15 protein-coding genes are annotated in these 16044 nt (G+C 38.9%); 12 read left to right on the top strand and 3 right to left on the bottom strand.

Annotation, left to right across the window (positions count from 1 at the left end):
• Positions 1-192: 192 nt before the first annotated feature.
• The 9 genes from BBI00_RS22515 to paaZ all read left to right on the top strand — a co-directional run bounded on the left by BBI00_RS22515 (position 193) and on the right by paaZ (position 9030).
• Positions 193-993 (top strand): enoyl-CoA hydratase/isomerase family protein, encoded by an 801-nt coding sequence (locus tag BBI00_RS22515; protein WP_065401085.1) that lies wholly within the window; start codon positions 193-195, stop codon positions 991-993.
• Between the two features lie 62 nt (positions 994-1055).
• Positions 1056-2207 carry a 3-hydroxyacyl-CoA dehydrogenase NAD-binding domain-containing protein gene (locus tag BBI00_RS22510; protein ID WP_228394822.1) on the top strand — a complete coding sequence of 384 codons (1152 nt, stop codon included), beginning with the start codon at positions 1056-1058 and terminating at the stop codon, positions 2205-2207.
• A 72-nt stretch (positions 2208-2279) separates the two neighbouring features.
• Positions 2280-2588, top strand: a complete 309-nt coding sequence (locus BBI00_RS22505) for a hypothetical protein (protein ID WP_065401083.1) — start codon at positions 2280-2282, stop codon at positions 2586-2588.
• 5 nt (positions 2589-2593) lie between these two features.
• Entirely contained in the window at positions 2594-3007 is a 414-nt protein-coding gene (locus BBI00_RS22500; protein WP_065401147.1) for a PaaI family thioesterase, read from the top strand.
• Positions 3008-3061: 54 nt separating this feature from the next.
• Positions 3062-3778: a DUF6624 domain-containing protein gene (locus BBI00_RS22495; RefSeq protein ID WP_083988625.1), complete on the top strand. Its 717-nt coding sequence runs from the start codon at positions 3062-3064 to the stop codon at positions 3776-3778.
• Positions 3779-3901: 123 nt separating this feature from the next.
• The gene (gene pcaF / locus BBI00_RS22490; RefSeq protein ID WP_065401082.1) at positions 3902-5107 is read left to right on the top strand and encodes a 3-oxoadipyl-CoA thiolase; all 1206 of its coding nucleotides are present in this window, start codon (positions 3902-3904) and stop codon (positions 5105-5107) included.
• Between the two features lie 115 nt (positions 5108-5222).
• Positions 5223-5816: an acyltransferase gene (locus BBI00_RS22485; RefSeq protein WP_065401081.1), complete on the top strand. Its 594-nt coding sequence runs from the start codon at positions 5223-5225 to the stop codon at positions 5814-5816.
• Positions 5817-5887: 71 nt separating this feature from the next.
• Positions 5888-6466 (top strand): transposase, encoded by a 579-nt coding sequence (locus BBI00_RS22480; protein ID WP_065401080.1) that lies wholly within the window; start codon positions 5888-5890, stop codon positions 6464-6466.
• 68 nt (positions 6467-6534) lie between these two features.
• On the top strand, positions 6535-9030 hold the full coding sequence (gene paaZ / locus BBI00_RS22475) for a phenylacetic acid degradation bifunctional protein PaaZ (protein ID WP_065401079.1): 2496 nt from the start codon (positions 6535-6537) through the stop codon (positions 9028-9030).
• A gap of 100 nt (positions 9031-9130) precedes the next feature.
• On the opposite strand, the gene BBI00_RS22470 is transcribed toward paaZ, so the two are convergent.
• Positions 9131-9820, bottom strand: coding sequence for a CPBP family intramembrane glutamic endopeptidase (locus BBI00_RS22470; RefSeq protein WP_065401078.1), 690 nt, complete (start codon positions 9818-9820; stop codon positions 9131-9133).
• Between the two features lie 142 nt (positions 9821-9962).
• Between BBI00_RS22470 and BBI00_RS22465 the strand changes: the two genes are divergently transcribed.
• Both BBI00_RS22465 and BBI00_RS22460 read left to right on the top strand, forming a co-directional pair.
• Entirely contained in the window at positions 9963-10649 is a 687-nt protein-coding gene (locus tag BBI00_RS22465) for an SMUG2 DNA glycosylase family protein (RefSeq protein WP_065401077.1), read from the top strand.
• Between the two features lie 53 nt (positions 10650-10702).
• Positions 10703-13384, top strand: a complete 2682-nt coding sequence (locus BBI00_RS22460; protein ID WP_065401076.1) for a DEAD/DEAH box helicase family protein — start codon at positions 10703-10705, stop codon at positions 13382-13384.
• A gap of 85 nt (positions 13385-13469) precedes the next feature.
• On the opposite strand, the gene BBI00_RS22455 is transcribed toward BBI00_RS22460, so the two are convergent.
• A complete protein-coding gene (locus BBI00_RS22455) occupies positions 13470-14291 on the bottom strand; it encodes a T9SS type A sorting domain-containing protein (RefSeq protein ID WP_065401075.1) in 822 nt (273 codons plus the stop codon).
• Positions 14292-14328: 37 nt separating this feature from the next.
• Positions 14329-14880: a phage tail protein gene (locus tag BBI00_RS22450; protein WP_065401074.1), complete on the bottom strand. Its 552-nt coding sequence runs from the start codon at positions 14878-14880 to the stop codon at positions 14329-14331.
• A 315-nt stretch (positions 14881-15195) separates the two neighbouring features.
• Between BBI00_RS22450 and BBI00_RS22445 the strand changes: the two genes are divergently transcribed.
• Positions 15196-15960, top strand: coding sequence for an enoyl-CoA hydratase/isomerase family protein (locus BBI00_RS22445; RefSeq protein WP_065401073.1), 765 nt, complete (start codon positions 15196-15198; stop codon positions 15958-15960).
• The last annotated feature ends 84 nt before the right edge of the window (positions 15961-16044 follow it).

Below are 16044 nucleotides of genomic sequence, written 5' to 3'. Positions count from 1 at the left end.
ATTAAAAAGAATAAATAAAATATCACCAAAACGAATTTATAATTATTTAGTCATGAATATATTTATTTAACAATGTGAAAATACAACAGCATCAATAATGTATAGCATTGAAATATTCAGCTTTTCATTTGTGAATTGTTAATGCATATGCCGTTAAATGATTATATTTATCTGATTTAAAAATGATTTTTTATGTATACACAACTTGATATTGAAACGCATTTTGACGGAAAGCTCAAAATCGCTTATCTAAATCAGCCTGAAACGATGAATGCCCTTACAAAGCCGGCTTTGGCAGATCTGAAAGATTTTGTCAAAGAATGCAGCGAAGACGAAACCGTAAGATGTGTTGCCATTTCCGGAAGAGGAAGAGCGTTCTGCTCAGGGCAGAACCTGGATGAGGCGTTTGTAGTGGGAAAAGAGCATCATGATAATGACATTATCAGAAAAATTGTAGTAGATTACTACAACCCATTGGTAATGGAGGTGACCCGTTGCAAAAAACCGGTTATTGCTTTGGTAAACGGTCCTGCAGTAGGAGCAGGTGCAATGCTGGCATTGATCAGTGATTTTGTGCTGGCACATGAGAAAGCTTATTTTGCACAGGCGTTTTCAAATATCGGTTTGATCCCTGATACAGGAGGAACATATTTCTTACCGAAACTTTTAGGCAGACAGCTGGCCAATTATTTAGCCTTTACAGGGAAGAAGTTATCCGCTGAAGAATCTAAATCTTATGGCCTGGTAGCAGAAGTTTTCAGCGAAGAAGAATTCGGACCAAAATCAATGGAAATCCTTGAGAGAATGGCTAATATGCCGACAGCAGCACTTAAGCTGACCAAGAAAGCCTTTGCTCATTCTTATACGAATACCTTGAAAGAACAGTTGGAACTGGAAGGAGATCTTCAGCAGGAAGCTGCAGAAACTGAGGACTTCATCGAAGGTGTAAATGCCTTTTTACAGAAAAGAAAACCTAATTATAAAGGAAAATAAATAATAGAAACCAGAAGTTAGAAGTGAGATCTTAGTGAATCGAACTTCTAACTTTTGGTTTTTTGCATCATCTATTAAAAATGAAAAATGTAGGAATTATCGGTGCCGGAACAATGGGAATCGGCATTGCACAGGTAGCCGCAACGAACGGATGTAAGGTTTGGGTATATGATGCCAATCCGAAACAGGTAGAAACGGCAACCGTAGGTCTGGAAAAAACATTAACAAAGCTTGTTGATAAACAGAAAATTTCATCAGAAAAAATGGTTGAAATTTTATCCAATATTTCCATTGCTACAGAACTGAAAGACTTCAAAGATTGTGAACTGATCATTGAAGCGATTATTGAAAACAAAGAAATTAAGACCAAAGTTTTTACAGAACTTGAAACCCATGTTTCTGAAAACTGTATCATTGGTTCCAATACTTCATCCATTTCCATCACCTCACTTGGTGCCGAGCTCAGAAAGCCGGAGCGTTTTATTGGGATACATTTCTTCAATCCTGCTCCACTGATGCCTTTGGTAGAAGTTATTCCATCTTTATTAACAGAAAAGAGCTTACCGGAGAAAATCTACAGCCTCATGAAAGAGTGGGGAAAAGTACCTGTAATCGCTAAAGATATTCCAGGGTTTATTGTCAATAGAATTGCAAGACCTTATTATGGAGAAGCGCTGAGAATTGTTGAAGAAAATATCGCAACTCCTGAACAGGTGGATGATGCGATGAAAACCCTTGGAAACTTCAAAATGGGTCCTTTCGAACTGATGGACCTTATTGGTGTTGATGTCAACTTTGCTGTGACAACAACCGTTTACAAAGACTATTTCTACGATCCTAAATACAAGCCGTCTTTACTTCAGCAGAGAATGTCTGAAGCCAGACTGCATGGAAGAAAGACAGGAAAAGGATTCTATGATTACAGTGAAGGAGCAGTAAAATCAGAAGTCCAAAAGGATGATGCACTTTATCAGCAAATCTTTTTAAGAATCATTTCAATGCTGATTAACGAAGCTGTAGAAGCCAAAAGATTAGGCGTGGCCAATGATGAAGATATTGAACTGGCCATGCAGAAAGGAGTAAATTATCCGAAAGGATTACTGAGCTGGGGAAAAGAAATCGGGTATTCTAAAATTTCCGGAACCCTGCAGGATCTTTACGGAGAATATCAGGAAGAAAGGTACAGACAGAGTCCTTTACTTCGTAAACTATAAAAAAAAATTTTACCAATATGTCAAACTAGCTTATTGATAAACTGAGATATATTGGTAGTTACATTGAGAAAAATGAATATAGATGAATTCAGGGCTGAGCTGGAAACAAGGCTTTCGATAGAAAAACAGTATTTAGCTCAGGAAGCCTATTCTGTAGATAAGCAGGAAAGGCTTGAATTATTGGGGAAGTTTAACGAAAAATATAAAGAGGTGATCAGAAGATTAGCTCAGGAAAATGGAATTGATTTAGAGGCTTCCTATCCAGCAGAAAATTCATCAGATTCAAAAGCTCTTTCATATGAGCAGATCATTCTGGGAAAAACTATGAATGTTTATGACAGATTATCCGATGAGCTGTATGAAGAAATAACAAACCTATGACAGAAATGAACCCAAGACAGGTAGCAGATTATATGCTCAATCAGGATGAGTTTTCCCAGTGGATGAATATCAGACTGATTGAAGTAAAAGAAAACTATTGTTTAATAGAAATGCCCATCAGGAAAAATATGATTAATGGGCTTAAAACGGTACATGGCGGTGTTACATTTGCCTTTGCCGATTCCGCACTGGCATTTTCATCCAACAATACCGGGGATGCAGCAGTTGCACTGAACTGTATCATCAATTTTACCAAAGCCGGCCGGGAGGGAGATGTTTTCAGGGCAGAAAGTATTTTGGTGAATGATACCAGAAAAACAGCCGTTTATGACATTAAAATAACCAATCAGAATAATGAATTGATTGCAAAATTTGTGGGGACAGTTTATAAAATAGGGAAAAAAGTAACAGAACTTTAGCCGTCCAGAGATCAATATTGTAAAAAACTCATATTCCGGTAAAAAACAATTATCATGAAAAAAATATTTTTACTTTTTTTAGGACTATCTTCATTTCTGATGAGTGCTCAGCAGCAGAAACTTAATGAAACACTGAAGAAAGAGTTGAAGGATATTTATTATTGGGATCAGATCTATCGGGAATATTTTGATAACTCGATTTCAGCAAAAAGGAAATCGGAGATTAAAAATGAACTTTTCAAAAAAGGGGTTGATACCACCAAAATGACCTGGGCATTAGCGGTGGAAAAAGACAGTGCCAACATGATCAGGGTGGAAAAGATTATTGAAGAATATGGTTATCCGGGAAAAACAATGGTGGGAGAACCGGAAAATAAAACGGTCTGGTTCGTTATTCAGCATTCAAAGAAAATAGGAAAGTATCTTCCCTTAATTAAAGAAGCCGGTAAAAAGAATGAAATTCCGTTCAGACAGGTGGCAACTATGGAAGACAGGTATCTTATGGACCAGGGGAAAGAGCAGATCTACGGTACCCAGGGATATGGAAGCTTTTGGAATGAAAACGGAAAAGATTACAAAACCGAGTACATCTGGCCGATCAAAGATCCGGAAAATGTGAATAAAATAAGGAAAGAAGCAGGCTTTACCAAGACCGTGGAAGAATATGCCAAAGATATTTACGGGAAAGATTTTGTGTATAAAGTATATACTTTGGATGATGTAAAAAACGGTAAGATCGAAATCAAAGAAGACAGGCGCCATCGGCACTGATAAAATTGAACCGGATAATGAAAAAACAGGATATCATCATTAAAAAAATAAATAAGATTAATAATAATTGAGCTAATGAAATAATTTCAAATTATCCCATTATCAAATTTTCAAATCAAAATTATGAACAACGTATACATCATAGATTACGTAAGGACTCCCATCTCAAAACTACAGGGAGGGCTATCAGAAGTAAGGGCAGATGATCTGGCTGCTATTGTTATTAAAGAAGTGGTTGCAAGAAACCCGGAAGTACCTGTTGAAGAAATTGAAGACGTTATTTTCGGCTGTGCCAACCAGGCAGGGGAAGACAACAGAAACGTGGCCAGGATGGGACTTTTATTGGCAGGGCTTCCTTATAAAATCGGGGGCGAAACAGTCAACAGGCTTTGTGCTTCAGGAATGTCAGCCGTAGCGAATGCATTCCGTTCCATTGCTTCAGGGGAAGGAGAAATTTATATTGCAGGTGGCGTAGAGCATATGACCCGCTCACCTTATGTCATGTCAAAACCCGGCGCTGCTTTCGGAAGAGACAGCCAGATGTTTGATACTACTTTCGGATGGCGTTTTATCAATCCTAAGATGAAAGAAATGTATGGTGTGGACGGAATGGGAGAAACTGCCGAAAACCTTGCAGATATGCACCATATCAGCAGAGAAGATCAGGATAAATTTGCTCTCTGGTCTCAGCAGAAAGCTACAAAAGCTCAGGAAAGCGGAAGATTGGCTGAAGAAATTGTAAAAGTTGAAATCCCACAGAGAAAAGGAGAACCTGTTATTTTTGAAAAAGATGAATTTATCAAACCCGGTTCTTCTATGGAAGGTTTAGGAAAACTTCGTCCGGCTTTCAGAAAAGAAGGAACCGTAACGGCAGGAAATGCTTCAGGAATGAATGACGGTGCTGCAGCCCTTATTCTGGCAAGTGAAGAAGCTGTAAAAAAATATGGGTTAAAACCAAAAGCTAGAATTTTAGGTTCATCCGTAGCAGGAGTAGAACCGAGAATTATGGGAATAGGACCGGTGGAAGCAACACAGAAACTGCTTAAAAGACTGGATCTTTCCTTAGAAGATATGGATATCATTGAACTGAACGAAGCATTTGCAGCGCAGGCTTTAGCAGTAACAAGAACTTTAGGGTTAAAAGATGACGATTCAAGAATAAATCCGAACGGAGGAGCTATCGCTATCGGTCACCCGCTGGGAGTTTCCGGCGCCAGAATTATCGGTTCTGCTGCAATGGAACTTCAGAAACAGAATAAGAAATATGCCTTGTGTACACTTTGTATTGGGGTAGGCCAGGGATATGCAATGGTAATTGAAAAAGTATAATCAATTTGAAAATGAGGTAATTTGAAAATTCCTGACTAAAATTTTACCGGAATTACGGCAATCTTTTAAATTCACTTTCAAATTATCCTATTCTCAAATTTTCAAATCAAAAAATATGAACATCTATTCGTACCACGGAATCCGTCCCATCATAAAACCTTCTGCTTATATTCATCCGCAGGCAGTTATCATTGGGAATGTGGAAATTGGTGAAGAAGTATATATCGGACCTAATGCAGTCATTCGTGGTGACTGGGGGAAAATTATCATTAAAGACGGAGCCAATGTTCAGGAAAACTGTACCCTGCATGTTTTCCCGAATATCGAAACCATATTGGAGGAATCTGCCCATATTGGCCACGGCGCTATTATCCATTCCGGACACATCGGGAAAAATTGCCTGATCGGAATGAATGCTGTAGTGATGGACAAAGCGTATATCGGTGATGAGAGTATCGTCGGTGCTTTAGCTTTTGTTCCTGCCAATTTCAGATGCGAACCCAGAAAACTGATCGTAGGAAGTCCTGCAAAAATAATCCGTGACGTTTCTGACGAAATGATCCACTGGAAAACAGAAGGAACAAAGCTGTATCAGGAACTGGCAAGAGAAGGCAAAGAAGCTATTCTGCCTTGCGAACCTTTTACTGAATATGTTCAGCAGACCCCAACAAAAACTGTTGATTACAGCATCTGGGACGATGTGAAGTAATGAGCACTCTAAACCTAACAGGTTTCAAAAACCTGTTAGGTTTTTAACATAAAACATCAATTTAAAATAGAATGATTAATACAGAAAATTTTGAATTTGAAGGCACTTACCACATTTTTTCTCATGGCAACGGGAAAGAAATGATTTTTCGTGAAACTTCAAATTATCAATATTTTCTGGAAAAATTAGAAAAATATATCCTTCCTGTCGCTGATATTTATGCTTATTGTCTAATGCCCAATCATTTTCATCTCTTGGTAAGATTTAAAAGCTTTAAAGAGATAGAAACAGAGGGTGAACATCAGTTTCTAATGAAACACTTTAGTAACTGCCTTAATGCTTATTCCAAAGCGTTCAATAAGGTATATAACAGAAAAGGCGCCCTTTTTCTGAATACTGTAAAAAGGAAAAAAGTTCAGGACGAAAAATACTTAATCAAAGTACTGCATTATATTCATAACAATCACATTAATCATGGTTTTGTAGATCAGATTGTAGATTGGAAACATTCATCATATAACTCATATATGAATCAGGATAAGCCAAGTAAACTTTATAGATCGGAAATTATGCAATATTTTGATACATTAGAGAACTTTATTGCTTATCACAGATCTAATGTGGAATATGATTTTCTAAGCTTAGAATAATACTTAAAAATAGCTAAACCTGACAGGTTTTTAAAACCTGTCAGGTTTCTGTAAACAATAAAAAAGAAATGGAAAAACTGAAAAACTATATCTACGGCCAATGGGTAGAAGGAACAGGAAACGGAGTTCCTTTGTACAATGCTGTTACCGGAGAACAGGTAGCTGTTTCCGATACGGAAGGGCTGAACTTTGAACAGGCTCTTGACTACGGAAGAACAGTAGGATACAAAAATCTTTCTTCAATGACTTTCTACGACCGTGGGGAAATGTTGAAAAAAGTAGCCCTTTACCTGTTGGAAAGAAAGAAAAAATATTACGAATTATCATATAAAACAGGTGCTACACATGTGGATTCATGGGTAGATATCGAAGGAGGTTTCGGTACATTCTTTACCTATTCAGGGCTGGCGAAGAGAATGCTTCCCAATACACCGTTCTGGGTAGATGGGGATACACAGAAAATTTCTGCCAATGGAACTCACCTTGGAACTCATATATTAACGCCGAGTGAAGGAGTTTCTGTGCAGATCAATGCCTATAACTTCCCGGTTTGGGGAATGCTGGAAAAATTATCCACATCATTGTTGGCGGGTGTTCCGTCTATTGTTAAACCGTCTCCTTTCGGGTCTTATCTTACCAATGCAGTATTTCAGGATATGATTGAAAGCGGGGTATTACCGGAAGGTGCTGTTCAGTTAGTATGTGGAGAGCCCGGAAATATTCTGGATTATGTTCAGGATGGAGATTCCGTATTGTTTACAGGTTCAGCCCACACAGGGAGAAAATTAAAATCCCTTCCGTCTGTTGCTGGAAATGCAGTGCGTTTCAATATGGAAGCAGATTCGTTGAACTGTTCTATTCTGGGATTGGAAGCAAAGCCGGGAACTCCTGAATTTGACTTATTCATCAAAGAAGTCCGCAACGAAATGACTACAAAAGCGGGACAGAAGTGTACGGCTATCAGAAGAATTATAGTACCTGAGCATTTAATCGGGGATGTTCAGAATGCTTTATCTAAAGCTTTAGATCAGACGAAGATTGGAAACCCGCTGAGCAGGGAAACAAGAATGGGATCTTTGGTGGGAAGACAGCAGTATGAAGAAGTACTGAGAAAGGTCAATATTTTAAAGTCCGAAACAGAGCTTGTGTATGACGGAAAACACGAACTGGTAGATGCAGATTACGAAAACGGGGCATTTATGAGTCCGAAGTTATTCCTGAACGATAAACCTTTCGAAAAAAATATATCTCATGATGTAGAAGCTTTTGGCCCGGTTTCAACCCTGATGCCGTATAAAGATGCTGAAGAAGCGGCTGCATTGGCAAAAAGAGGAAAAGGAAGTTTGGTAGGATCTATCGTCTCTCATGATGAAGACTTTATCGCAGAAACTTCATGGAAAATGGCTTCCCAGCACGGAAGGATTTTCGTTCTGAACAGAGACAATGCAAAGGAAAGCACAGGTCATGGTTCCCCACTTCCGACATTGATGCACGGTGGACCCGGCAGAGCAGGAGGTGGAGAAGAAATGGGCGGATTAAGCGGTTTGCATTTCTTTTTACAGAAAACAGCCATTCAGGGGTCTCCGGATGTATTGAAAGCAATTACTAAAATCTATCAGCAGGGAGCTGAGAAGAAATTCTCAGACAAACATCCTTTCCAGAAATATTTTGAAGAGGTAGAAGTGGGTGATTCTTTAGAAACGGCAGGAAGAACAGTTACTGAGGCAGATATCGTAAACTTCTCCAACGTTTCATGGGATCATTTTTATGCCCATACCGATGCTACAAGTTTAACGGGAACAATCTTTGACAAAACAGTAGCTCACGGATACTTCATTCTGTCAGCAGCAGCAGGATTATTTGTTTCCGGTAAAAAGGGGCCTGTAATTGCGAATTACGGACTTGAAGAATGCAGCTTCTTTAAACCTGTATACGCAGGAGATACCATTACGGTTTATCTTACAGCAAAAGAAAAGATCAACAGGGGAGTAAAAGGAAGAAATATTCCTTCCGGTGTTGTAAAATGGCTGGTTGAGGTTGTTAACCAGAGAGATGAGGTCGTTTGTGTAGCAACAATCTTAACTTTAGTAGCAAAACAATCTCCGTTCATTGATCTGACTGTAAAAAATGTTCAGAAAATAGTCAGCGGATTAAAAGAAAATACTCCTGCTCTTTGGGGTAAAATGTCTCCGCAGCAGATGATTGAGCATCTTGAACAGGCTCTGTTGGTAAGTCTGGGCGACCCGGAAGCAGATCAATGCTTCACCCCTGAAGAACACCTGGAAAAATGGCAGGATTCCCTTTACAATCATAGAAAAATGCCAAAAGAATTTACAGCACCGTTCCTGCCGGCAGATGGTAGCCTGCCGGATCCGGTACATAAGAATTTTGAGGTGGCAAAACAGTCATTCATTGACAACCTGAAGAGATTTGTGGTTTACTACAAAGAAAATCCACAGGCAGAACATATGAATTTCGTATTTGGAAAACTGAATAAGGAAATGTGGGAACTGATGCATAAAAAACATTTTACTCACCACTTCGAACAATTCGGATTGATATAATTCAGAATAAGAATACCATAAAAAACAGCATTTTAGAAATAAGATGCTGTTTTTTTGTTCTATATGTATACTTGACAAGGATGACTTCTCAAGGCTATTCTCAATTCTTACCCCTAGCCCGTTCCTTAAACTTAAAATACCCAAACACCAAAAGCGGCAAAGCCACTATCTGAAACAAAAAAACAAGCAGTGAAGGAATACCTTCCAGGTGACTTTCATTTGCTTTCATAAAGAGTTGCTTACCAAGCGGGCCGTTAGAGAATAGGACAATATTAAACAGATTCCAGCCCAGATGAAGGCCTATTGGCAGATACATCGATTTTGTCTTAGCGAAAGACACTGCAAGCATCCATCCAAAGATAGCTGTCATCACAAAGATAATCCCCATCTGAAAAGGATTTCCGAAAGCATTATAGGAAAACCAGTGATAGACTCCAAAGCAGACTGCAGAAAAAATACAGGCTTTAGTACTTCCCCATTTTTCGATGGCAAGATAGAGCAAAGCACCTCTGAAAAGTAATTCTTCAAACAACACAGATTTCAGAACCCACCATAAACTCATCAATGCGGCTGATAATGTGAATTGTTTATTCAGGATCCAGCTGTTGCTGATCAATGCGGTTGTCATCAAATGATAAAGACTGCAAACCGCTGCAGCCAGAATAAAACCAACGCTCCAATGAATGAGTCTTATTGAATTGGGTTTCAATCCTAAAACAGACAAATCCTTTTTTGCAATGAACCGAAGCAGGAGCCACGAGATGATAAGTTCAGTTATAATTCCGATCATGGTTAAAAGTTTTTGAGTTGATGAAGTCTTATTCCATTGAAAACGAAGTTAATAAAAAAAAGGCTACGAATGATAAGGCTATTATGATCCAAAAAAATTATCTTTAAATTTCAATCATGAACGAAAACCGGATCTATTGTTAATGAGTAAAACTTTCGCAGACCAGGTCATCGATTTTAACCGGAATCTTACCTATGCAGGAGAGCTTCCTGAAGATTTTGCCGTTTTAAACCCGTATCTGGATAATCCGGAAACGATGGAAGTGATGCAGAAATTTTATCACAAATATTATGATGACTCCGATAAAAGAAAATTTATTGTGGGAATCAATCCCAGCCGTCACGGAGCAGGAATTACAGGAGTTCCGTTTACAGATACCAAAAGACTGGAAAGTGTCTGCGGAATACCAATGAGATCTGCCTATACCCATGAAGTTTCTTCGGTTTTTATATATGATATGATTGCAGAATATGGCGGTGCAGAATTATTTTACAAAGATGTGTATATCAATTCTCCATTTCCTCTGGCTATCGTAAGGAAAACAAAAAACGGATGGCTTAATGCCAATTATTACGATGATAAACAATTATTTGAAGCCGTTAAAGATTTCATGATTGAATCCCTGAAGAAGCATATCAGCCTGAATCTGGACACTTCGGAAGTTTTCATTCTGGGGAAAAAGAATGCTGATTTTATTGCAAAATTAAACAAAGAAGCAAAACTGTTCGATCGCATGACTGTTCTGGAGCATCCGAGATACATTCAGCAGTATAAATCAAAAGAAAAACAGCTGTATATAGACAAATACATCCTGGCCCTGAAAAAATAAACGCTCCTTTTATTTTCCACAATGGAATGACTGTTTTTTATTAAATTGTGCTTATGAATGTTTTCCCAAAAGATGCAGGTTTCAAATACAGTTGGCGAACTTACCAGAAAAAGTTTCTGGACCATTTTGAAGAATATCTTGCAGACAGTCATTTACACGTTTCAGCACCTCCGGGATCCGGGAAAACAGTTCTTGGGCTGGAAATGATGCTGAGACTAGGCAGGCCCACACTCATCGTTGCCCCAACGTTAGCGATCAAAAATCAATGGATTCACCGGTTCTGTGAACTCTTCCTGAATACGGAAACCGTTCCGGAATGGATCTCTTCAGATATTAAAAAGCCGGGAATCATTACGGTAACAACCTATCAGGGACTTCATTCCGCTTCAGGAACGGATGAAGAAGAATCTGCAACAGAAAAATCTTCAAAAGTCTCCCCTGCAGAAATCATTAAACGATTAAAAAAACAAAAAGTAGGAACCCTCATCCTTGACGAAGCCCATCACTTGAAAAATGCCTGGTGGCAGACTTTGATGGAGCTGAAAGAGGAGATCAATCCTATCGTTGTAGCCCTTACGGCAACTCCTCCTTTTGATGTTTCCGGTGCAGAATGGCAAAAATACATCAGGCTCAACGGCCCTATTGATGCAGAAATATCTGTCCCGGAGCTGATGATAGAAGGAGACCTGTGCCCACATCAGGATTTGGTTCATTTTACTTTACCCTCACAGGAAGAACAGAAGAAGATCGAATATTACCATACACAGGCATCCGCTTTCTTTGAAGAAATAAAAAAAGATAAAGTCCTTCTCAACGCTATTGGGCAGCATCCGGTTTATCAGGATCCGACGGAGCATCTGGACTGGATCTATGACAATATATCGTCTTACACTTCAGGACTCGTTTATCTTCATTTCAGAGAAATAGAAATTCCGGATATTCATTTTGAAATTATTGGTGATCAGCAGAAATATGTTCCCGAATTTGATTTCTTCTGGATGGAAGAACTTCTTGACTTTTACCTGCTGACAGATGACGCCGGTTTTAAAGATTATGAAGAACATCGTACAAACCTCGGAAACCGGTTGAAAAGACTGGGCTTTTTTGAGCAAAAGACAATCAGTTTTTTCAACAGTAAAAATCTGAATCAGATCCTGAACTCAAGCATTGGTAAGCTTCAGGGAATACAAGATATTGCTGACTTTGAATTTTCTGTCCTTAAAGACGAGCTCAGGATGGTAATTCTTACGGATTTTATTAAAAAAGAATACTTAAGCACCACAGAAGAGAACAGCCTGAATCTTGACAAAATAGGAGCTGTTCCGGTTTTTGAAAAACTAAGAAGAGAAAACGTTCAAAATAAAAAATTAGGAGTACTCACCGGCAGCCTGGTCATTATTCCTGTGAGTGCAAAAGATATGTTTGATGAATGCTGTGCCCGGAAAAATGTATCAGCCGTTGCATGCTTTCCACTTACCTATGATAAGAACTATCTGATGATTGGTCTTACAGAGCAGATCCGGCATACTATAGTTCATATCATCACAGACATTTTTCAGGCTGGGGAAATACAGATATTGACCGGAACCAAATCTCTGCTGGGAGAAGGTTGGGATGCCCCTAAAATGAATACCCTGATTCTGGCAAGTTTTGTGAGTTCTTTTGTTCTTTCCAATCAGATGCGGGGGCGGGTAATCAGGACAGACAAAGACAACCTTCATAAAACTGGGAATATCTGGCATCTGGTATGCTTTGATGCAGCAGACGGCAATGGAGGTCAGGATCTCAATATCATGAAACGGCGATTCAAAACCTTTGTAGGAATTTCCCATAAGGAGGAGCCCACGATCGAAAATAACTTTGAAAGACTCAATCTTCAGGTTATAGAAAATACAGAAAGAATCCCCGCCGTTAATCAGGCAACCTTTGCCATGGCACAAGACAGAACAGGACTTGCCAGGCGTTGGAAACTGGCATTGGATAAAGGAAATATTCTGGTAGAAGAAATTCAGGTTCCTAAGGAAAATATGAGGGCAATGAACGAAATGAGAATGGATTATCTTGCCAGGATGACCGTAACTTCTGCTAAACTGATCGTTTCTTCCATACTCTTGTTCTTCCAGGATCTGCTGTTGGGACTGCTCAAAAATATAGATTCCGTAAGCTCTGTGAAAAGTTTTTCTATTCTGGCTTCTTTACTGGGGATTGCCGGTTTTATAGTGTATGGAAGAAAACTATACTTATCCGTACACCAATACAGGAAATGTAAGAATCTTGCCAGCCAGCTTGAATCACTTGCCAATGTTGTTATGAGCAGTCTGATCCATGAAAAAATAATCCGCAGCTCTATTGATAAGTTGAGAATTGTAAGCTCATCCAAAAAGGAAAAAAATGCGTTCTGCTACCTTGAGGGCGGAAGTCAGTATGAAAACGCTCAGTTTATTCAGACACTGCAGGAGCTGGTTTCTCAGATTGATAATCCCAGGTATATCGTGAAGCAGAAAAATAATTCAGCCTTTTTTAAAAAAGATCTTTATTATCCGGTTCCGGAAATCTTTGCAAAAAATAAGAAAAGTGCAGAATTCTTTAAAAAGACCTGGGACAAAATGATCGGAAACGCTGAACTGATCTTTACAAGAACCATCGAAGGCCGCAAAATTCTGTTAAAACTAAGATTTCAGGCTTTGTTAAAAAGAAACGGAAGAATAGAACATCTTCATAAATGGACCAGATAAAATAACAAAATCCCTTATTGCTAAGGGATTGTCATTCATGAATTAGAATCTTTATGAGAACAAATACGAATGTGAACTGTCTTTATTAATCTTTAATAACCTTGGTAGATTCATTTCCTGTCCTGATAAAATAAACCCCTTTCGGAAGATCAGAAATATCAGTTTCGTTGGTGCCTTTTTGAGTGGCTACCTTTCTCATCAGCTTTCCTTCCTGGCTATAAATACCGGTTTCTGAAGCCTTATCCGTTTGAATGGTAAGTGGACCTTTGGTTGGATTAGGATAAATAGCCTTATTTTTTTCAGAAACTTTTGCTTCAGTAGCGCCCAGTACAAGATTGCTGTCTTTTACCCAGGTGAAGGCATCAAGGCCAACATATCTGAATCCTCCGTTTGCAGTGATAACAAGCTCATCAATGACGATATTTGAATAATTCTGGCCATTCAGGTTGGCAAGGTCGATCAATGTGTATCCGTTATTGGTGGTGGTACTCGTATTGAACCCGCTTGTTTTTGTTTGGGTAAATTTTGTTATCCCACTCAGTTTCCCGGTTATGGTAAGTGTACCTGTTACATTCGGATCCAGATTCAAAGCAGAAAGATACATCCAGAACTTACTTACTTTAAACAGATTGGATGTTGTCCTGATGCTGAAAGAAGGAGGGAATTCCTGATTGTTGGAATTATCAATATATCTGTTATCATTTGCCGTTCCACTCCAGCCGGTACCGGGGAAGTTACCCTGAATATCAAAAACGCTTACATGAGAGATAATATTGAATATTACACCGTTATCAGTAAAACTTGTACTTCCGTGTGATTCCGTTTCAAAATACTCTGTACTGGTCTGCCCGAATGAAAAAATTGAAATGAGCAGACTACAAATAATTAAAAAGGTAGTGCTTTTCATGATTTCTGTTTTAAATGTTAGGTTGTTTATGAATGATTTAGCTGCGTGGAGGATAAATACCTTCAACACAGATGATATAATTGAGCCCAAGGTAAGGAGGCATATTATTCACGGGTAAATTCTGACCTACAAATGAAATACTCTGGCCGTTGATAGCCGTATCAGGATTGGCATTATTCACAAAGCTTGGGACAACATTGAAATCCCTTCCAACCTGTGTTCCTGTGATCGCAATAGATACTGCGGCGCTGGGAGTGGATGTGTTTGCATTTTTATTCGCTACTTTCAATTGAAAACCTCCTCCAATACTTGGGAGATTTGATGCTAAAAGTGTGTTTTGAGTCGTTCCCGAAACTATTCCCAAAGGATAATTTTCGCTGGAGTTTACAGTTCCGGCGCCTAATGCCATACGCCCTTTCAGATTAGGCAGAGCAAACGTAGTTCTTCCGTCCCCACCGTAAGTGGTTCCTAAGATTGAGAATAAAGCACTGTTTTGTGCAATACTTAGTAAACTTCCGTCACAGAACATCCATCCTCTTGGTGCGAAATTTCCTGCAAATAATTTGACAATTCCAATGTATTCTTCCATGGTAAAATAGTTTTCAGTTTAGTTTTTCCTACTCTTTTTCAATGGCTTTTCGGAGACCGCCGTTGGTTAATTTTGTTAAGTCAAAGGAACGATTAATGGAAAAGTGATGCTAGCGTAGAAAATACCAAATTAAATATTACGTATTTCTACCTACTGATAACTGAAAGAATCCGAAAACAAAGATAAGAGCCGTACTTCTTCTGCCAGTACTTCCAACTTCCTGCTTCCATCTCCATTCCCTTTCAAAAAATTCCGTTTAAGTTTCCCGGAAAGCACTGTAATTCGTATTTTTGTAATAATCCAATAACAATAAAAATGAGCGAATTTGTAGCATCAGAAATTAAAAATAATATTGCCGAAATTACTTTCGGAACCCCAAAAAGCAACTCCCTTCCGGGTGCCATTTTAGAAAAACTGGCTCAGACCATTCTGGAAGAAGGGGCAAAAGATGAGGTAAAGGCTATCCTGGTAAAAAGCGAAGGTGAAAAAGCGTTCTGCGCAGGAGCGAGCTTCGATGAGCTTTTGGCTATTGAAGAGCTGGAAGCTTCCACCCAATTCTTCGGTGGTTTTGCCAAAGTACTGAACGCCATGAGAAACTGCGGAAAAATAGTGGTGGTAAGAGTTCAGGGAAAAACAACAGGTGGAGGAGTAGGAATTGCCTGTGGGGCAGATTACTGTTTTGCAACAAAAGATTCAGCATTGGCACTTACAGAGATCAATCTGGGAATTGGTCCTTTTGTGATTGGCCCTTACGTAGAAAGAAAGATCGGTAAATCACAGTTCTCGGCAATGGCTATTGATGCAGATTTCAGATCTGCTGAATGGGCAGAGCAGCACAATATTTACCATTCCGTATCAGAGAATATTCAGGAAATGGATGAAAAGCTGGAGAAATTTTTACAGACACTGGCCTCAAGAAGCAGTGAGGCCCTGGCACTGATCAAAAAAGTGTCGTGGGAAGGAACAGATCATTTCAATGAACTGATGCCGGCAAGAATCCACATGAGTGCAAGCCTTATCCTGGAAGATTCTGCAAAGAAAAATATTGAAGCGATTAAAGAAAGACTGAGAGCAAAATAGTTTTTCCACTCATAAAAACAGACAGCCGTTGATTTCATCAGCGGTTTTTTTATTGATGGCTGTCTTTATATAATATATTTTCAA

Source organism: Chryseobacterium arthrosphaerae (assembly GCF_001684965.1).
Classification (GTDB): Bacteria; Bacteroidota; Bacteroidia; order Flavobacteriales; family Weeksellaceae; genus Chryseobacterium; species Chryseobacterium arthrosphaerae.
This window is presented reverse-complemented; position numbering and strand designations above follow the sequence as displayed.